19 protein-coding genes are annotated in these 17,530 nt (G+C 71.4%); 9 read left to right on the plus strand and 10 right to left on the minus strand.

Going from position 1 to position 17,530, the window contains the following annotated elements:
* Window positions 1–9: 9 nt before the first annotated feature.
* Window positions 10–825 (plus strand): DeoR/GlpR family DNA-binding transcription regulator, encoded by an 816-nt coding sequence (locus tag ABH937_RS25575; protein WP_280694183.1) that lies wholly within the window; start codon window positions 10–12, stop codon window positions 823–825.
* A gap of 436 nt (window positions 826–1,261) precedes the next feature.
* Window positions 1,262–2,764 carry a condensation domain-containing protein gene (locus tag ABH937_RS25580; protein ID WP_370219595.1) on the plus strand — a complete coding sequence of 501 codons (1,503 nt, stop codon included), beginning with the start codon at window positions 1,262–1,264 and terminating at the stop codon, window positions 2,762–2,764.
* Between the two features lie 6 nt (window positions 2,765–2,770).
* Here ABH937_RS25580 and ABH937_RS25585 read toward each other — a convergent pair whose 3' ends face one another.
* Window positions 2,771–3,364: a YceI family protein gene (locus ABH937_RS25585; RefSeq protein WP_370219596.1), complete on the minus strand. Its 594-nt coding sequence runs from the start codon at window positions 3,362–3,364 to the stop codon at window positions 2,771–2,773.
* 135 nt (window positions 3,365–3,499) lie between these two features.
* Here ABH937_RS25585 and ABH937_RS25590 point away from each other — a divergent pair, with 135 nt between their 5' ends.
* Both ABH937_RS25590 and ABH937_RS25595 read left to right on the plus strand, forming a co-directional pair.
* Window positions 3,500–3,859, plus strand: a complete 360-nt coding sequence (locus tag ABH937_RS25590; RefSeq protein ID WP_280694186.1) for a UBP-type zinc finger domain-containing protein — start codon at window positions 3,500–3,502, stop codon at window positions 3,857–3,859.
* A gap of 175 nt (window positions 3,860–4,034) precedes the next feature.
* A complete protein-coding gene (locus ABH937_RS25595; protein ID WP_370219597.1) occupies window positions 4,035–4,751 on the plus strand; it encodes an alpha/beta hydrolase in 717 nt (238 codons plus the stop codon).
* Between the two features lie 7 nt (window positions 4,752–4,758).
* Here the strand turns inward: ABH937_RS25595 and ABH937_RS25600 are convergent, their stop codons facing one another.
* The 7 genes from ABH937_RS25600 to ABH937_RS25630 all read right to left on the minus strand — a co-directional run bounded on the left by ABH937_RS25600 (window position 4,759) and on the right by ABH937_RS25630 (window position 10,299).
* Window positions 4,759–5,886, minus strand: a complete 1,128-nt coding sequence (locus ABH937_RS25600; protein WP_280694188.1) for a PLP-dependent cysteine synthase family protein — start codon at window positions 5,884–5,886, stop codon at window positions 4,759–4,761.
* Window positions 5,887–6,013: 127 nt separating this feature from the next.
* Complete coding sequence (locus tag ABH937_RS25605; protein ID WP_370219598.1) at window positions 6,014–6,313, minus strand: SHOCT domain-containing protein; 300 nt, start codon at window positions 6,311–6,313, stop codon at window positions 6,014–6,016.
* Window positions 6,314–6,473: 160 nt separating this feature from the next.
* Complete coding sequence (locus ABH937_RS25610) at window positions 6,474–7,253, minus strand: anti-sigma factor (protein WP_370219599.1); 780 nt, start codon at window positions 7,251–7,253, stop codon at window positions 6,474–6,476.
* Window positions 7,250–7,810 carry a sigma-70 family RNA polymerase sigma factor gene (locus ABH937_RS25615; RefSeq protein WP_280694191.1) on the minus strand — a complete coding sequence of 187 codons (561 nt, stop codon included), beginning with the start codon at window positions 7,808–7,810 and terminating at the stop codon, window positions 7,250–7,252. Before ABH937_RS25615 ends, ABH937_RS25610 begins: the two co-directional genes overlap by 4 nt.
* Before the next feature lie 94 nt (window positions 7,811–7,904).
* A complete protein-coding gene (locus ABH937_RS25620; protein ID WP_370219600.1) occupies window positions 7,905–8,903 on the minus strand; it encodes a DUF1996 domain-containing protein in 999 nt (332 codons plus the stop codon).
* Between the two features lie 113 nt (window positions 8,904–9,016).
* Window positions 9,017–9,697 carry a hypothetical protein gene (locus ABH937_RS25625; protein WP_370219601.1) on the minus strand — a complete coding sequence of 227 codons (681 nt, stop codon included), beginning with the start codon at window positions 9,695–9,697 and terminating at the stop codon, window positions 9,017–9,019.
* A 158-nt stretch (window positions 9,698–9,855) separates the two neighbouring features.
* Window positions 9,856–10,299: a winged helix-turn-helix transcriptional regulator gene (locus tag ABH937_RS25630; RefSeq protein WP_370219602.1), complete on the minus strand. Its 444-nt coding sequence runs from the start codon at window positions 10,297–10,299 to the stop codon at window positions 9,856–9,858.
* 139 nt (window positions 10,300–10,438) lie between these two features.
* Between ABH937_RS25630 and ABH937_RS25635 the strand changes: the two genes are divergently transcribed.
* Window positions 10,439–11,311, plus strand: coding sequence for an aldo/keto reductase family oxidoreductase (locus ABH937_RS25635; RefSeq protein WP_370219603.1), 873 nt, complete (start codon window positions 10,439–10,441; stop codon window positions 11,309–11,311).
* Between the two features lie 81 nt (window positions 11,312–11,392).
* On the opposite strand, the gene ABH937_RS25640 is transcribed toward ABH937_RS25635, so the two are convergent.
* Entirely contained in the window at window positions 11,393–12,520 is a 1,128-nt protein-coding gene (locus tag ABH937_RS25640; RefSeq protein ID WP_280694197.1) for an NADH:flavin oxidoreductase, read from the minus strand.
* Window positions 12,521–12,744: 224 nt separating this feature from the next.
* Here ABH937_RS25640 and ABH937_RS25645 point away from each other — a divergent pair, with 224 nt between their 5' ends.
* Both ABH937_RS25645 and ABH937_RS25650 read left to right on the plus strand, forming a co-directional pair.
* Window positions 12,745–13,644: a LysR substrate-binding domain-containing protein gene (locus tag ABH937_RS25645; RefSeq protein ID WP_370219604.1), complete on the plus strand. Its 900-nt coding sequence runs from the start codon at window positions 12,745–12,747 to the stop codon at window positions 13,642–13,644.
* 198 nt (window positions 13,645–13,842) lie between these two features.
* Window positions 13,843–14,589: an SDR family NAD(P)-dependent oxidoreductase gene (locus ABH937_RS25650; RefSeq protein ID WP_370219605.1), complete on the plus strand. Its 747-nt coding sequence runs from the start codon at window positions 13,843–13,845 to the stop codon at window positions 14,587–14,589.
* A gap of 129 nt (window positions 14,590–14,718) precedes the next feature.
* On the opposite strand, the gene ABH937_RS25655 is transcribed toward ABH937_RS25650, so the two are convergent.
* Window positions 14,719–15,105: a VOC family protein gene (locus ABH937_RS25655; protein WP_280694200.1), complete on the minus strand. Its 387-nt coding sequence runs from the start codon at window positions 15,103–15,105 to the stop codon at window positions 14,719–14,721.
* 139 nt (window positions 15,106–15,244) lie between these two features.
* Between ABH937_RS25655 and ABH937_RS25660 the strand changes: the two genes are divergently transcribed.
* Together ABH937_RS25660 and ABH937_RS25665 are read left to right on the plus strand one after the other, a co-directional pair.
* The gene (locus ABH937_RS25660; protein ID WP_370219606.1) at window positions 15,245–16,060 is read left to right on the plus strand and encodes a helix-turn-helix domain-containing protein; all 816 of its coding nucleotides are present in this window, start codon (window positions 15,245–15,247) and stop codon (window positions 16,058–16,060) included.
* A gap of 227 nt (window positions 16,061–16,287) precedes the next feature.
* Window positions 16,288–17,508 carry an RICIN domain-containing protein gene (locus ABH937_RS25665; protein ID WP_370219607.1) on the plus strand — a complete coding sequence of 407 codons (1,221 nt, stop codon included), beginning with the start codon at window positions 16,288–16,290 and terminating at the stop codon, window positions 17,506–17,508.
* Window positions 17,509–17,530 lie beyond the last annotated feature (22 nt).

The raw sequence follows: 17,530 nt of genomic DNA on the forward strand, positions 1-17,530 counted from the left end.
GCGGCGTACGTGGCCGACAACAGCAACCTGCTCGCCGAGCAGCGCCGGGCGCTGATCCTGGACGAAGTACGACGGCGCGGCGGAGTGCGGGTCAACGAGTTGACCCGACGGCTGAACGTGTCGGACATGACGATCCGCCGGGACCTGGACGCGCTGGCCAAGGTCGGCGCGATCGAGAAGGTGCACGGCGGCGCGGTGCCGGTCGAGGAGGCCCGCACCCATGAGCCGGGCTTCGAGGCGAAGTCGACCCTCGAGCTCTCGGCCAAGGAGGAGATCGCCCGGGCGGCCGCCGCGCTGGTGACGCCGGGCAGCGCGATCGCGCTCTCCGGCGGGACCACGACCTTTGCGCTGGCCCAGCACCTGGTGACGATCGGCCCGCTGACCGTGGTGACCAACTCGGTCCGGGTCGCCGACGTCTTCGAGCGGGCCCAGCGCCAGGGCGAGGGGACCGGCACCACCGTGGTGCTGACCGGCGGGGTGCGCACCCCCTCGGACTCGCTGGTCGGCCCCGTCGCGGACCGGGCGATCCGCTCGCTCCACTTCGACCTGCTCTTCCTCGGCACCCACGGCCTCTCCCCCGAGGCCGGGCTCTCCACCCCGAACCTGGCCGAGGCGGAGACCAACCGGAACTTCGTCGCCTCGGCCCGCCGGGTCGTGGTGGTGGCCGACCACACCAAGTGGGGCGTGGTCGGCCTGTCGACCTTCGCCGAGCTGGCCGAGGTGGACACCTGGGTCACCGACGCGGCGCTGTCGCCCGAGGCGGGCGAGGCGGCTCGGGAGCAGGTGCGGGAGCTGGTGCTGGCCCCGTCCGGTGGGCTCGGCTAGGGCCTCTCTTACGGATCTTGTCGGATCAGCGCACGGCGGTGGGCGCCCGGCTGGGCGTGCCGGCGGATCGTCCTCGTACTGGGTCGTACTTGGATGATTCGCCGGTGCGTCCAGGCGGGATGCCCGGCGTCGCGCGCCCGGCAAGATCCGTAAGAGAGGCCCCAGGGCGCCGCGGCCCGTTCGGTGGGCTCGGCTAGGGCGCCGCGCCCCCGTCCGGTGGTGAACCGGCGAGGTCAGCCCGAATCGGTCTGGGCGTTTCTCCGGGATCATCCGATCGTTGGGCTGGTTGTGCCGTTGAGCGATGCCCTCCGGGCGTGGATCGACGGCGACCCGCGTGGCGGTGACACCTCCCGGCGCGGCCGACGGCCGCTACCTCGCGCTCACCTGTGTCCGCCCTCACCCCGTCCGTGTCCCGGGGCATGCGAACGGAGACCTCGTGCGAGTGACCGACATCCAGCGTTGCGAGATCCGGCCCGGACGTCTCGTCGAGTGGACCCTGCATCCGACGGCCGTCGAGGTCGCGACCGGTCTGCCGGACGATTCCCGCCCGCCCGCGTACGTGCAGGAAGCCCACGTTCGAACAGCGCGGGCGGTACGCCAAGCCGGCTTGTTCGTACCGACCTGGCTCGGCACCGCGTTCGACATCCCGGGACGGGTCGATCTCGACGTCCTCGAAGGCGCGCTGCGGGCCTGGACGCTTCGACACGAGACGCTGCGCAGCGGGTTGCGCTGGGTCGGCGACGAGATGCGACGCTTCACGCTGGATGCCGATGCCGTCGTGCTGCACCGCGAGGACATCGGCGACTTCCCCGACGCGGCGAGGCTGACCCAGTACCTACAGGACCGCTTCGATCTCGCGGCGGACGCGCTCAGCTGGCCGAACTTCATCTTCGCCGCTGCCGTCCGGGACGACAGCACGAGTGTCTACATGGCGTTCGACCACACCAACGTCGACGCGTACTCGCTCCAGCGGATCACCGCGGAGATTCACGAACTCTACGCGGCCGGCCTCGACGGCCGCGCCGTGGACGCGGCACCGGTCGCCAGTTACGTCGATTTCTGCGCGACCGAGCGCGCGAGCGCTGATCAGATCGACGACACGCACGCGGTCGTCACTCGCTGGCGGGAGTTCGTCAACCGGTGTGACGGGAAGCTGCCGAACTTCCCCCTCGACCTCGGTCTCGACCCCGAAGGGCCGCTGCCGACCCAGAAGTTCATGCACGAGATGCTGGTGGACGCCTCGGATGCGGCCGCCTTCGAGGCGTACTGCCGCCCGTACGGCGGGAGCTTGAGCGGCGTCCTCGCGGCCACCGCTCTCATCGTCCGCGAGGACGCCGGGCAGCAGGTGTACCGCACCGTCGTGCCCTTCCACACCAGGGCGCGTTCCCAGTGGACGGACTCGGTGGGCTGGTACGTGGGCGGCGCGCCGATCGAGGTTCCCGTGGCGCGGACGCCCGATTTCGACAGCGCGTTGGAGACGGTGCGCGCGGCGCTGCGCGCGAACCGTCCGCTGTCCAGGATGCCCATCGCCCGTGTGCTCCAGCTGCTGGGCTCCGACTTCCGGCCCACATCTCCGGACCTGTACTCGATCGTCTCGTTCGTCGACGCGCGCGGCATCCCGGGAGCGGAGCGCTGGCAGGACCTGAAGGCGTACTCGCTGCTGCGGGTTTCGTACGGCGACCAGGTGTGCGCGTGGATCACCAGGCTCCACGAGGGCCTGCAGTTCGCCAGCCGCTATCCAGACACCGGCGTCGCGGACAAGAACATGCGGTTGTACGTCGAGCGGCTGCGGGAGCTCATCGTCTCGGTGGCGCGAGAAGGCGTGGCCGCGCGCGCCACCGCGCCGGCGGACGACACGGTGCCGTCGCGGCCCGCTCCCGTGCGCATCCCCGAGCCTGGCCAACCGCTCACCGCCGGGGGTGTCCGGGCCGTGCGCTGACTGCGGTCAGGCCGGCGGCGAGGACGAAGAAGCCGTCGTCCCGGGGGATTCGAGGACGGCCTCGATGTCGATCGCGACGTCGACCGTATCGCTGACCACCACGCCGCCCCGGTCGAGGCCGTCGTTCCAACTCACGCCGAAGTCGTGACGGTTGATCCGGGTCTTGGCCGTGAACCCGGCACGCCGCCTGGGTCCGAGGTTCTGCTCACCCTCCCACCAGGGCGTGTCCCACTGGCCCAGATAGCTCACCTCCAGGACGACGGGTCGCGTCACGCCGCGGATGGTGAGATCGCCGGTGACCTCGAACCCGCTCGCGCTCACCTGGTGGACTCGCGACCCGACGAACCTCCAGGTCGGGTGGTGCTCGACGTCGAAGAAGTCGGCGCTGCGCAGGTGTGCGTCACGCTCGGGCGCGCCGGTGTAGACCTGGGTCGCGTCGATCGTCGCCTCGACCAGGGCTTTCTCCGGCTCCTCCGGGTCGACCTCCAGGAAGCCGTGCACGTTCTTGAACTGACCGCGCACGTAGGTGACCATCATGTGTCTGGCACGGAACTCCGCGCCGGTGTGGCTGGGCTCGAAGAACCATCTTGCCGTCGCCATCGCAGCTCCCAGGCAGCTCTGCCCCCTGCATCCCAGCGTAGGCCGCGGACGGGCGGCCTCGCGCGCCGCCGGGCTGGCACCAATTCTCCCGCCGGGTCAGGCTGGTGAGGACGGCCGAGGACCGAGGAGGCAGCGATGACGGAGTACCGGATCCCGGGCATCGACCCGAGCGCCACACCGAGCGGCGACGGCTGCGCGGAGTGCCTGGGCGGTGACGGTCAGGGGTGGTGGCTGCACCTGCGCCGGTGCGCGGCCTGCGGGCACATCGGCTGCTGCGACTCGTCACCCGGCCAGCACGCGACGAACCACGCGCGCTCGACCGGACACCCCTTCCTGACCAGCTTCGAACCCGGCGAGGACTGGTTCTGGAACGTGGAGACCGGCGAGTACTACGAGGGCCCGCCCCTGAGTCCGCCGACCTCCCATCCTGCCGACCAGCCGACGCCGGGCCCGCGGGGCAAGGTCCCCGCCAACTGGCAGGAGTTGCTGCACTAGAGCGCCACCCGGGGGCGGGGGTGAATGTGTCGAGATTCGTCTTCCTGGCGTCCAGGATGTCGGATCCGCGCACAAAAAGGGCTCCGACTTACTGAATCGCCGCAGGCGGCCCAGACTCGCTGGAGCGGCCCACCGGTTCGGCCGTTCAGTTCGTCACGCCACCAGGAGCAGCAGCATGTCGACCGCCCCGGTCCGCCCGTCCTTCCTCCTCGTCCACGGCGCCTGGCACCGGTCCACTTGCTGGACCGCTCTGCGGGAGGCCCTCGCAGCCGGCGGCTGGCGGTCCCACACGGTCGACCTGCCCAGCGCCGGCCCGCAGCGCACGCCCACCGCCGGCATGTACGACGACGCCGAGGAGATAACGGCGCAGCTGCGGCAGCTGGAAGGCCCGGTCGTCGTCGTCGCCCACTCGTACGGCGGCTTCCCGGTCACCCAGGCGGCCGTCGAGCAGGCGGACATCGCCCACCTGGTGTACCTCGCGGCCTACCTGCCGGCGGAGGGCGACTCCCTCGGCGGCATCCACGGCCACGCCATCTCCGGGCCCGAGGAAGAGGACCTCACCCGCACCAACCCCGGGATCTTCGACGACCCCCGCGCCTCGCTGTACGGGGACCTGCCCGACGACCAGGCCGAGCACGCCGTCGGCCGGCTCGTCGAGCAGAGCGTGCGGTCGTTCCAGCAGCCGGTGACCCGTGCGGCGTGGCGGACCGTGCCCTCCACCTACGTGGTCTGCGAACGTGACCAGGCACTCCCGCCCGCGCGGCAGGAGCAGATGTCCGCACGTGCCACCCGCGTCGAACGACTCGACACCGGCCACTCCCCCTTCCTGTCCGCGCCCGCCGAACTGGCCGCCCTCCTCGGCGACATCGCCCGCGCCGCCACCGAGGTCTGACAGTCGTTCAGACAGACCCGGCAGCACCCGGACGAGTCAGCCGAGCACCGCTCGCTCCGCTCAGGAACGCCTCCAGGTCCCGCTCGTAGGGGCCGAGGTCCAGGCCCTGGGCGGCGACCCAGGAGTCGGCGTAGTACTTGTCCAGGTACCGGTCACCCGGATCGCAGATCAGGGTGACCACGCTGCCGCGCTCGCCCCGCCCGCGCATCTCCGCCACGATGGCGAGCGCGCTCCACAGCCCGGTACCGCTGGAGGCCCCCGCGCGCTTGCCGAGCACCCGCTCCAGCACCCGGATCGCGGCGATCGACGCGGCGTCAGGAACCCGCATCATCCGGTCGATCGCCCCTGGCACGAAGCTGGGCTCCATCCGCGGCCGACCGATCCCCTCGATCCGCGAACCGCGCTCACAGACCGCCTCCGGGTCGTGGTTGACCCAGCCGTCGAAGAAGCACGAGTTCTCCGGGTCGGCCACGCAGATCCGGGTGTCGTACTGCTGGTACCGCACGTAGCGCGCGATGGTTGCCGAGGTGCCGCCGGTGCCGGCCGTCGCCACGATCCAGGCCGGCTCGGGGTGCGGCTCCAGGCGCAGCTGGGCGAAGATCGACTCCGCGATGTTGTTGTTGCCGCGCCAGTCGGTGGCCCGCTCGGCGTAGGTGAACTGGTCCATGTAGTGCCCACCGGTCTCGGCGGCGAGCCGACTCGAGGTCTCGTAGACCTCGCTGGGATCGTCCACCAGGTGGCAGCTGCCGCCGTGGAACTCGATCAGGTCGATCTTCGCCTGGCTGGTGGTCTTGGCCATCACCGCGATGAACGGCACCCCGATCAGCTTCGCGAAGTACGCCTCGGAGACCGCCGTGGAACCACTGGACGCCTCGATCACCGGCTTGCCGGGCCGGACCCACCCGTTGCACAGCCCGTAGAGGAAGAGCGAACGCGCCAACCGGTGCTTCAGGCTGCCGGTGGGATGGGTGGACTCGTCCTTGAGATACAGGTCGATCCCCCACTCGGCCGGGAGCGGGAAGCGCAGCAGGTGCGTGTCGGCCGAGCGGTTGGCATCGGCCTGCACACGGCGGACCGCCTCCTTGAGCCAGGCGCGGTAGGCGGCGTCGGAGCGGTCGACATCCAGGGTTTCCATGGGATCGATTGTAACGGAAAGTAATCGTTTCGGTAGGTACAGGTTCCGCTTATCGGAGCTTGTGCGGCACCACGGTGGGTCGTAGGGATCGTCCTCGGCCCCCACGTGTGGGGGCCGAGGACGCCGCCTACTTCCCCCCGTCCCCCCGCTCGTCCTCCGTCAGCGTCGCCTTCCGTGCCCGGTACTCGTCCTCGTCGATCTCCCCGCGCGCGTACCGCTCCCCCAGCACCGCCAGCGGCGAGGCCTGCGAGCCGCCGTTGGCCCAGGGGCCGTGAGGGCCCCGCCAGCCGCGGCGCCAGGCGGTGCGGCGCAGGGTCGCGAAGACGAAGACCAGGAAGAGCAGCCAGATCAGCGGGAAGAGCAGGAACCACGGGCCGCCGTGCCAGTGGCCGTCGGCCAGCAGGGCTGTCGCCGTCGTCGCGTTCATCAGGTCCATCTCCTCGGGTTCGACCCGGCCCTACCGGGTCCGTTCCCTTGAGCGTCCCGCGCGGGGGTGGGTCGGCGCGTCGTGCGGGCGGCGGCACCTGGCGTACCGCGCGGGGAGTATCCGGGCGGGGCGGGGTGCTCCGGCGGGAGTCCCGTGGCCCTCACAGCGGGACGGTGACGAACGTCTGGCCCGAGTCGTTCACCACCGACACGGACGTGACGTCCGCTGGTGCGACCAGCGCCGATCCGTCCAGGGTGGTGCCGGCGGTGGCACCGACCGTGGAGACCAGCCAGCTGCCCGCCTCGCTGCTCGCCCCGCCACCGCTGTGGACCACCAGGTGGCAGCGCTGGCCGGCGGGAATCCCGGTGACCGCCGCGCTGACCCGCACCCAGCCGGCCGCCGGGGTCATGGTGAGGGTCATCCGCGCGCCCGTCGCGGGGTCCGTCGCCGAGGCCGTCCTGGTGCCGGGCGGCGGCGGGGAGACGCTGCTCGACGGGACCGGGTTGACCGACGCCCCGGGGCCGATCGCGACGGCCTGCGAGGTGGGCGCCGTGCTCCGGCCCAGCAGGACACCGCCACCCAGCACCGCCGCGGCCGCGACCGCGGCGGCCGCACCGGCCAGCACCCAGCGCCGCCGCTGCTGTGACCCCCGCTCGGCGCGGGCCTGGCGCAAGGTGCGCTGCAGCAGCAGGTCACCGCCCTCGGGGCGCCCGTCCACGAACAGTTCGGGCGGCACCTCGCCCAGCATCCGCTCGAGATCCCGCATGTCGGCCACCTCGTTCCGGCAGGACTCGCAGTTCAGCAGGTGCCGTTCCAGCGACGCCGCCTCCGCCGGCTCCAACGCGCCCAGAGCGTAGGCACCCAGCGACTCCACGCTCTGCTCGTGTCCGTGCTCCCGCTGCTCCCGCTGCTCCCGCTGCTCCCGCTGCTCGCTGCTCATGCCACCGCTCCCTTCCACCCGTTGGGCCTGCCCGTGTACGACTGTTTCAGCGCCCGTAGCGCGTAGTGCGCCCGGGACTTGACCGTTCCCGCGGGTACGCCCAGTTGCTCGGCGGCCTCGGCGACCGACTGCCCCTGGAAGTAGATGGAGTGCAGCACCGCCCGGTGGTCGGCGGAGAGTTGCTCCAGCGCCTCCATCATCGCCATGGACTCGACGACCGTGTCGGCGTGGTCGCGCTCCACCGGCACCGTCGCCAGCGCCTCGGACACCTCGGCGACCTCCGGCGGCCGGGCGGCCCTGGCGCGGAACCGGTCGGTGATCAGGTTGCGTTCCACCGTCAGCAGCCAGCCCCTGACCGAGCCACGAGCCTCGGTCAGCGCCTCCGGGTGCCGCCAGGCGCGGATCAGGGTCTCCTGCACCACGTCCTCCGCGGCCGCCCGGTCACCGGTCAACCGGATCGCGTAGGCGAGCAGCGCGCCGCCGTGTTCCTCGTAGAGCGTCCGGATCAACGCCTCGTCAGCCGCACCGTACCGGGCGCTGGATCGTGCCCCTGCCATCCGCCCACTCCTCCGTCGGGATCCGTCAAAGCAGGCACGTACGGCGCGGCCGACGGGTTCAACGCGTTCAACGCGTTCAACGGATTCAACGGATTCAACGGTCGTCACCACAGGCGCGGTCCTGGTTCAGGCAGGCCACCACGGCGGCCATCTGCTGGTCGCTCATCACGTCGATGAACAGGCCGTGGTCGGTGACCGGGCTGTGCCGCTGTTCCGGGAAGGCGTCCAGGGCGAACGCTTGGCCCGGCGGCGGCTGGTAACTCACCGTCACCTGTAGGTGGGGGATCGGGAAGGTGTCGTGCGGGCAGGCGCCCGAGCCGCCCGGGAACACCGCCTGGGTGCGATGGTCCGGCGTGTCGGTGCTGCGCCCGTCCCAGCAGTTGGGGAAGTCGAAGGTGCGGGTCAGCAGGTCGCCGGCCGGGCAGAGCGGGTAGCGGCTGGTCGACCGGCCGGGGAAGCCCGCGCAGCCCCACTGCGCCCGGGCCTGCTCCCCGCCGTCGGTGGCTGCCGTCGGGTCCCCCTCCAGCAGCCGCAGGAAGCGGGGCATCGGGACGACCTGGCTCCACGGGTTGCCGAGGAACTCGATCGACACCGCCTGCGGCGTGAGGATCTCCCCCACGTTGCCGTGCTCGCCGTCCGTGCGCAGGCTCCGGTCGGTGCGGCGCAGCACCGGCCAGAAGTAGCTTGACCGGTCGCCGTCAGCGCAGCTCGTCCCGGCGGCGGCCAGGCTCGCGTCGGTGGACAGCGCGTCGGTGGAGAGGTTGCCCACGTAGTCGTGCACGTGGTGGGCGCCGCCGACGACCCCCGGTGAGATCACCAGGTTGTCGGCGTTGCGGTGCCCGTCCTGGTTGCGACCGCAGTCCTCGCGGTACGAGCCGGTGGACGCCTGCGGTCCGGGTGGGGTGGCGGCCCGTTGGGTGGCCACGGCCGCGATCGGGACGAAGTCGGGGGAGCCCGGGGAACCTTGGGAATCTGGGGAGCCGGTCGGCCACAGGCGCACGAAGAGCAGGGACAGCCCCAGCACCAGGCAGAGCAGGATGCCGGTCGGCAGTGCGGCGCGTCCGAACGACGGGTGGCGGCGGAGCTGGTTCACCTGCGACAGTCTGTCCAGGGCCTGCCCGGGAAGCAAGGCGATCGCGGGGCGCGAACCGCTGGTCAGCCGGCGGGCCCGGCCGGATGGCAGGCCCGCCGGCTGACGGCCATCCGTCAGTAACCGCCCGAGTAGCCACCCGAGCCACTGCCCGAGTTACCGCCCGAATAGCCGCTGCTCTGCGAGGAGTTGGGGAAGGCCGCCGGTGCGGAGCCCGGTCCGGCGCTCTGGGCCTTCTTGCCCTCCGGCGTGCTCGCGAACCAAGTGCCGCCCACACCCTGCCCGTTGACCTGGCCGGCCGCGCTGTCACCGGCGAAGCGGTACAGCGGCCAGCCGTTCAGCGTCAGCTGCTTGCTGCCGTCAGGCCGGGTGACGCTGCCGACCAGCGCCGAACTGACGCCGTTGACCTCCACCTTGTCCGCGACGGTGGCGGGCGGCCACTTCACCGCGCAGGCGTCGGTGCAGTTGGTGGCGGACGGCTTGTTGGTGTCCTTGTCGAAGCGGTACAGGGTGCGCCCGGCCGCATCCGTCACGATCGGGCCCAGCTGCGCGGAGTTCACCGCGACGAGCTGGACCGACGCACCGGCACCGGCACCGGGCGTGGCGGGGGCGGCAGGCGTGGTGGCGGGGGCGGTGGCCGCGACGGGGCCGGGCGCGGCCGCCGCACCGTTGCCGCTGGTGTGGCTGCTGCTCGCACTGCTGCCGCAGGCGCTGACGGCAAGGGCCAGGACGCAGATGCCGGAGGCGGCGAGCAGGCGGCGGCTGGTGAGCATGCGGCGGTCGGTGAGCTTGGGCATGGCGAATTCCCCCAGAAGAGAGGTGGTTTGAGGCGCTCTGTGCGTCTTCGTGACGCTCGCACCCTCAACACGCACGCGGCTCGGGAGGAGTTCAACGTTCGTCGGAGATATTTCGGCCCCGGCCCTCGGCGCGGTCGGTGACGCCCCCACTCTTTGGTTCAGAGGACGCGGGTGTCGTACGTCGCGCGGTTGGCGAGCACGTCGTCCATGTTCATCTCGGCCCAGGACTTGAGGCCGCGCATCATCTGGTGCAATGAGAGGCCGAGGTCGGTCAGCTCGTAGCAGACCGTGACGGGCACGGTCGGCGTCGCGGTGCGGGTGATGAGCCCGTCACGCTCCAGCGAGCGCAGCGTCTGAGTGAGCATCTTCTGGCCGACGCCGGCCAGCAGGCGGGACAGCTCCGAGTAGCGCATCGAGCGGGGCTCACCGGCGCAGTCGATGCCTGGCTGGTGCGAGCCGTCGCTGCCCAGCGCGGCCAGGATCAGCGTGACCCACTTGTCGGAGATCCGGTCGAGCAGCTTGCGGCTGGGGCATGCCGCCAGAAAAGCGTCATATTCCGCCTTGGTCTGCGCCCTCTTCTGGGCCGCCGTCATCGTCGCCATCGCCCGCTCCCCTCACCCGTGGGTGACTTACGCACTCCGGAGTGCCTACTTCCCGTCAGGAAGCTGCCTATCCATAGTGGTGCAAGGAACCGTTGGGCACCACTATCCAGCCCAACACGAAAGCACGAGAGGCAGCGGCATGAGCACGCTCTCCACTTCGCTTCCCGGTGGCGCCTGGACCCTGGGCGACCTGACCGTCACCCGGTTCGGCTACGGCGCCATGCAACTCGCCGGCCCCGGGGTCATGGGGCCGCCCGCCGACCACGACGGAGCACTCGCCGTCCTCCGTGCGGCCGTCGACCTCGGAATCACCCACATCGACACCAGCAACGCCTACGGGCCGAGCATCACCAACCAGCTGATCCGCGAAGCGCTGCACCCATACCCCGAATCGCTGCACATCGTGACCAAGGTCGGCGCGACCCGCGACCCGCAGGGCGGCTGGCCCCTGGCCCGAGACCCGGAAAGCCTGCGCCGCTCCGTCCACGAGAACCTCGAAGCCCTCGGCCTCGAGGTGCTGGACCTGGTCAACCTCCGGATCGGCAACGCCCAGGGGCCCCAACCCGGCTCGCTCGCCGAGCCGTTCGAGACGCTCGTCGAACTCCAGCGGCAGGGCCTGATCCGGCACCTCGGCGTGAGCAACGCGACGGCGCAACAGGTCGCCGAGGCGCAGGCGATCGCGCCGATCGTGTGCGTGCAGAACCTGTACAACCTCGCCTACCGCCAAGACGACGAGTTGATCGACACGCTCGCCGCAGCGGGCGTCGCCTACGTGCCCTTCTTCCCGCTCGGCGGCTTCAACCCGCTGCAGTCCTCGGCGCTCTCGACCGTAGCCGCCCGCTTGGACACGACTCCGATGTCGGTCGCCCTGGCCTGGCTGCTGCGGCGGTCGCCGAACATCCTGCTGATCCCCGGCACCTCGTCGACGGCGCACCTGCGCGAGAACGTCGCCGGCGCGGGACTCACGCTCTCCGACGAGGAACTCGCCGAGCTGGACAGGATCGGCCGCTAACGCGTGTCATGACGAAGCGCCGTCATGCCCTACGAAGAGCATGACGACGCTTCCCACCGTGCGGACAGGCCGCTTCCGGCGCTAGCTCAGCGTCTTCAGCGCCGCCGCGTCGTACGGCGCCAGCTCCTCGAACCGCTCCCCCAGCACCTTCGCCGCCCAGTGCGGGTCCTGGAGCAGGGCGCGGCCGACGGCGACCAGGTCGAACTCGTCGCGCTCCATGCGGTCGAGGAGGTTGTCGATGCCCAGGACCGGGGCGCCCTCGCCCTGGAAGCCGCGGAGGAAGTCTCCGTCGAGGCCGACCGAACCGACGGTGATGGTGGGCTTGCCGGTGAGCTTCTTGGTCCAGCCCGCCAGGTTCAGGTCCGAGCCCTCGAACTCCGGGAGCCAGTAGCGGCGGGTGGAGGCGTGGAAGGCGTCGACGCCGGCCGCGACGAGCGGGGCCAGGATCGCCTCCAGCTCCTCGGGGGTCTCGGCGAGCCTGGCGTCGTAGGCCTCCTGCTTCCACTGCGAGTAGCGGAAGATCACCGGGAACTCGGCCGAGACGCGCTCGCGGACCGCGGCCACGATCTCCGCCGCGAACTTCGTCCGGGCCACGGAGTCGCCGCCGTAGGCGTCGGTGCGGCGGTTCGTCCCCGCCCACAGGAACTGGTCGATGAGGTAGCCGTGGGCGCCGTGCAGCTCGACACCGTCGAAGCCGATGCGCTCGGCGTCCGCGGCGGCCTCGGCGAACGCGCCGATGACGTCGTCCAGATCGCTCCGGGTCATCGCCGTGCCGGCGCCCTCGGTGCCGTCGACGCGGATGCCGGAGGGGCCGACGGCCGGGGCGTCGGCGTAGGGCGGCTCGCCCTGCTTGCGCACCATGCCGATGTGCCACAGCTGCGGCACGATCGTGCCGCCCGCCGCGTGCACGTCCTCGGCGACCTTCGCCCACCCGGCCAGCTGCTCCTCCCCGTGGAACCGCGGCACCCGGTCGCTCTGCCCGGCCGACTCGTGGCCGACGTAGGTCCCCTCGGTGACGATCAGGCCCACACCTGCGGCGGCGCGACGGGCGTAGTACGACCGCACGTCCTCACCCGGGACGCCGCCCGGGGAGAACATGCGCGTCATCGGAGCCATCACGATGCGGTTCGGGACGGTCAGGCCGTTCAGCGCGACCGGCCGGGAGAGGATCTCGGCCGAGCGGGAGACGGAGGACGCGGGGACGGTCACGGGGGTGCTCCTCGGAGGTGCCAGACGGTGTGCACGCGTGCATTGAACGCGTGCAGGTGCCAACCGTTCCGGCGGTCGCGGCATTTCGCCCAGGTGGCGAACCGCCCTGTGATCCCGGACACGCGCCTCGCGCCAGGGGTTCGCGCTGCCGCAGCCGGAGACGGAGCGGGAGGTGCACCCGGCGGTGATGGCGCCGGTCGTGGCAGCCGTGATGCGATGGACGCATGGAACTGCGGGAGATGCGTGCGTTCGTGGCGGTCGTCGAGGAGGGCGGCCTGTCCGCGGCGGCGCGCCGGCTGCACATCAGCCAGCCGGCGCTGTCCCAGACCGTGGTCGGCCTCGAGCGCGAGTTCGGTGTTCAGCTGCTGGTCCGCAGCAGCACCGGTGTCCAGCCCACCGACGCCGGACTGACCCTGCTGACCGAGGCCCGTGCCGTACTGGCCCGCCACGGCCGGGCCGTGGCCGCCATGGCCGCCCACACCGCGGCCGACGGCAGCGTCCTGCGCATCGGTATCCCGCTGGAACTGCCCACCGAGCTGCTCTCCCACGCCCTGGCCGACCTCGCCGACGCCTATCCCGTCACCCGGGTCCTGGCCCGCCACCTGTCGACGTCCGACCAGCTCACCGCGCTGCGCAGCGGCGAACTCGACCTCGGCCTGCTGCGCGAACGCCCCACCGGGCAGGACCTCGACGCGATGCTCGTCGTAGCGGAGCGCCTCGGCGTGCTGCTGGCCACGGAGTTGGCCGCCAAGCTCGCCGGGCCGGACGGGATCCGCCTGGACGCGCTCACCGGACTGGACTGGGTCGGCTTCCCGCGTTCCGGCAGTCCCGCCTGGTACGACGCCCTCACCGCCATCCTGCGCAGCCACGGCATCGACCTCGGGCCCGAGCCCCCCACGGGACAGTCCCTGATCGCCGAGGTGAAACTCGCCGCCGTCGGCGCCGGCCGGGCCTTCACCCTCGCTCCCCCTGGCTGGTCCCAACCCCTGCCCGCGACCGTCACCTGGTCGCCGCTGGTCGGCCACCCCCTCGTGCGGCGCACGTGGGCGGTCTGGCCCGCCGGCTCGCACCGGCGCGACCTCGGCCACCTGATCGCGGCCCTGGAGCAGCCCCAGGAGGCCTGAGCCTGGCAGCCGTGGGGCGGTGAAAGCCAGGTCAGCGACCTCAAAGTGGCAGTTATGAGGGGTATAGGCCGGGCGTCTGACCGCTGGGGAAGTGCTCGGCAGCTCTGCGCCTTACATCTCCCGGGTCGAGTCGCCACCGCTACGGAGCGGCTGGGCCGGCAGGCCCTTCACGGGCACACACAGAGCTGGGAGCGGGTAGTGATGTCAGAGCTTTCTGGTACTTCGGTGCTGGTCACAGGCGGGACCAGCGGTATCGGCCGGGCGACCGCGCTGGCGCTCGCCGGGCTCGGAGCGACCGTCGTGGTGTCGGGCCGCGATGTCGAGCGCGGCAAGAGGGTCGTCCAGGAGATCGAGGCGGCCGGCGGTGCGGGTCACTTCGTAGCGGCCGACCTGCGGGGCGAGGCTTCCGCCCGCGCGCTGGCCCGGCAGGCCAGTGCGCTCGTCGGGCAGATCGACGTCCTGGTCAACAACGCCGGCGCCTTCCCGTTCGGACCGACCGCCGACGTCGCCGAGGCCGACTTCGACGCGGTGTACGGGCTGAACGTGAAGGCGCCGTACTTCCTGGTCGCCGAGCTCGCCCCCGCCATGGCCGAGCGCGGTCGTGGCGCGATCGTCAACGTCACCACGATGGTCGCGGAGTACGGCGCGGACGGCATGAGCCTGTACGGGTCGAGCAAGGCCGCCCTGGTCCTGCTGACGAAGGCATGGGCGGCGGAGTTCGGCCCGCGCGGAGTGCGGGTGAACGCGGTCAGTCCGGGCCCCACCGCGACCGAGGGAACCGCCGGGATGCCCGAAGCCCTGGACGCCCTCGCCGCCCAGGCCCCGGCCCACCGACCGGGAACCGCACAGGAGGTGGCCGAGGCCATCGTCTACCTGGCCACCGACCGGTCCAGCTTCGTGCATGGTGCCGTGCTGCCGGTCGACGGCGGACGCATCGCCGTCTGACACCCCCCTCGCCGCGGCCTGCGTGGGAGCGTACGAGCCCCACGCAGACCACGGCGAGCACCGGTGAGCACCGGTGAGCACCGGCGGAGCGACCCGATGCCACGGGTCGCTCTCCTCCCTGAGGGGTGCTCAGTTGCCGGTGGTGTCGGAAGTGTCGGCGGCGAGACAGAACGGGTGGCCCTCCGGGTCGGTGAGGACGACCCACCCGCCGTCGCCCGGCTGGAACTCGGGCCGGGAAGCTCCGAAGCCGAGCAGTTCCTCGGTCGCGCCGTCCAGGTCGGTGACGGTGAAGTCGAGGTGCACGTACTTGGCGCCGTCGGGCCAGCCCGGCGCCCGGTAACCCTCGACGCGGACGAAGGCGAGCTGGACCGGGGTGCTGTCGCCGTCGCCCAGCGACACGAAGTCCTGCTCGCTGCAGGTGATTTCCCACCCGGTGGCCTTCTGGTAGAACGCGGCGAGCGCGACCGGATCTGCGCAGTCGAGGACGACAGTGCTGAGCTGCTTGAGAACGGGCATGCCGATGACTCCTGAATGTCGGTACTGGCGAAGCACGAAGGGAACGGCCCCTCGCACGTCGCCAGCATGCTTTCGGCGGCAGGCCGGCGTCTTGAACATCCTTGCGCGGCTGTCAGACCCGCCACGTAGCGTTCGACGGGTGCTCACCGCCGTTCCTGTCGCCACGTGTCCCGACTTCGGCATCAGCGCGGTGGCCTGCCGCGACGACCACGCTCGCTGGTCGATGCCGGAAGTCCGCAGCGACTACCGCGTGGTGCTCGTGCGCCGAGGCCGGTTCCGCAGGATGGCCGCCGGCGTGCCCGCCGACATCGACGCGACCCTGGCCTACGTGGGGGCCCCGGGCGAGGAGGAGTGCTTCGCCCATCCCGCCGGCGGCGATGTCTGCACCGCGATCAGCGTGACGCCGAAGCTGTGGCGCTCCCTGGCCGGGGACGTCGCGGGCCCGGTCGCGCACACGGTCTACGTCGACCCGCGCCTGGACCTGGCCCACCGCCGGCTGCTCGCCGCCGCGGACCTGGGTGATGTCGACTACGCGCTCTCCGAGGAGCTGCTGGCTCTCCTGTCGACCGCCATCGGCCGGACGGTGACCGGACGAACACCGATCACCGCAGCGTGCGCCCGACCCGACCCGGGCCTCGTGACAGCCGCCCGCGAGGCGATCATCGAAGGAGACCCGGCCTCCGACACGCTGTTCTCGCTGGCCGAGTTGCTCGGCGTCTCTCCCTACCGGCTGAGCCGGGCGTTCCCGCACGAACTCGGTGTGTCGGTGACTCGCTACCGCCACCGCGTCCGGATCGGCAGGGCCCTCGACCGCCTGGCGGCCGGCGAACGGAGTCTCAGCACCCTCGCCGCCGACCTCGGTTACGCCGACCAGGCCCATCTGACCCGGACGATGCGCCAGCACCTGGGCCACACGCCGACGGCGGTGCGACGGCTCCTGGCGTCCGCACCCTGACCGGGCCCAGCTCGGCTGGGTGCGGCCGACCGAGACGGAGAACGACGAGTGCGAGTCCCAGCTCGGGCCCGCAGGTCGCGGTTGCCCGGACGGGCAGAAGATCACCGCACTCCGTCAGGGAGCCGTCAAGGCCGCTGGGCGGGAGCTGTGAGCGGCCCTAGCCTCCGAAGAACCGTCTCTCCTCCGCAGACGAACGTCACCACACCGAATGATCGGGGCACTTCAGCATGCGCGCTTCCTCCCGTCGGACGACCACGCTCACCCAACGCGTCGCCGCCGGCACTCTCCTGTCGGCCCTGGCCGTGACCGGGCTGATGGCCGTGCCGCAGCAGGCTTCGGCCTACGACTGCTCAGGGCAGGACAGCGTGGGCGGTGGCAACTGCGACTCGGCCCTGATCAACTCGATCGGTGCCATGATCGGAGGCTTCCGCAGCGCGGCCCTCACCGCGCAGGCCGACAACGCAGCATTCACCCAGGGGATGGCCGGCCAGCTGAGCGCTGCGGCACCCGGTTACAACATCATGGTGTTCAAGTACGACGGAACCGACCTCTACAGCAGCGGCCCCGTGTTCCACAACCCCTACGTGGCGGACATGAACGGGGTGCTGGTCGACACCACCGTCAAGCTGGAGCACCACGACTCGGAGGGCGGCCCGACCGGTTACGACGACTTCCGGATCTGGGTCTTCTCGGGTGACTCGACCTTCACCAACAACGGTGACGGCGGCTACGGGAACTGGGCGTTCGTCGGCAACGACTCCGACCGGACCGTGACCAACAGCAGGCCGTGCGTGCGGATCACCTGTACCGACAGCCAGCGGATCATCCACTTCCCCGCCCGCGAGATCACGACGCCGGCGGCCAACGCGGGCGACCCCAACACCGGCACCCCCGCGACCCCGAGCATCCCCGCCAACCCCGGTACGACCCCGGGCGTCAACGTGGGCGGCAACCCCACCCCCGGCATCCCCGCCAACCCCGGTACGACCCCGGGCGTCAACGTGGGCGGCAACCCCACCCCCGGCATCCCGGCGCACCAGGGTGGCGGTAGCGGTGGTGGTGGCACCATCGCCGGTCTGGTCTACCCCAAGGTGAAGACCGGCCAGGGCCCGGTCGTCACCGGGTCCGCCTCGGGTCCCTCGATCCTCGCTGGCAACAGCGGTGCCAAGAACTCCGGTTGGCAGTTCACCTCGGTGGGCGACGGCCGCTACGAGATCACCAGTGCCGTGTCCGGCCTCGCGCTGACCGAGAACACCAAGACCTACGACGCCGACGCCAAACCGTGGACCGGCGCCGGCGAGCAGAAGTGGCAGCTCGTCAGCCAGGGCGGCGGCCAGTACCAGATCCGGATCACCGACCAGGACTGCCTGACCTACGACGAGGACGCCAAGGCCCTGGGCGTCTGGACCTGCAACAACGCCTGGAACCAGCAGTGGAAGCTCCAGTAGGAGCCGGCCTCTGGGCAACTGG

The sequence above is a fragment of the Kitasatospora sp. GAS1066B genome, from assembly GCF_041262605.1.
Taxonomy (GTDB): Bacteria; Actinomycetota; Actinomycetes; order Streptomycetales; family Streptomycetaceae; genus Kitasatospora.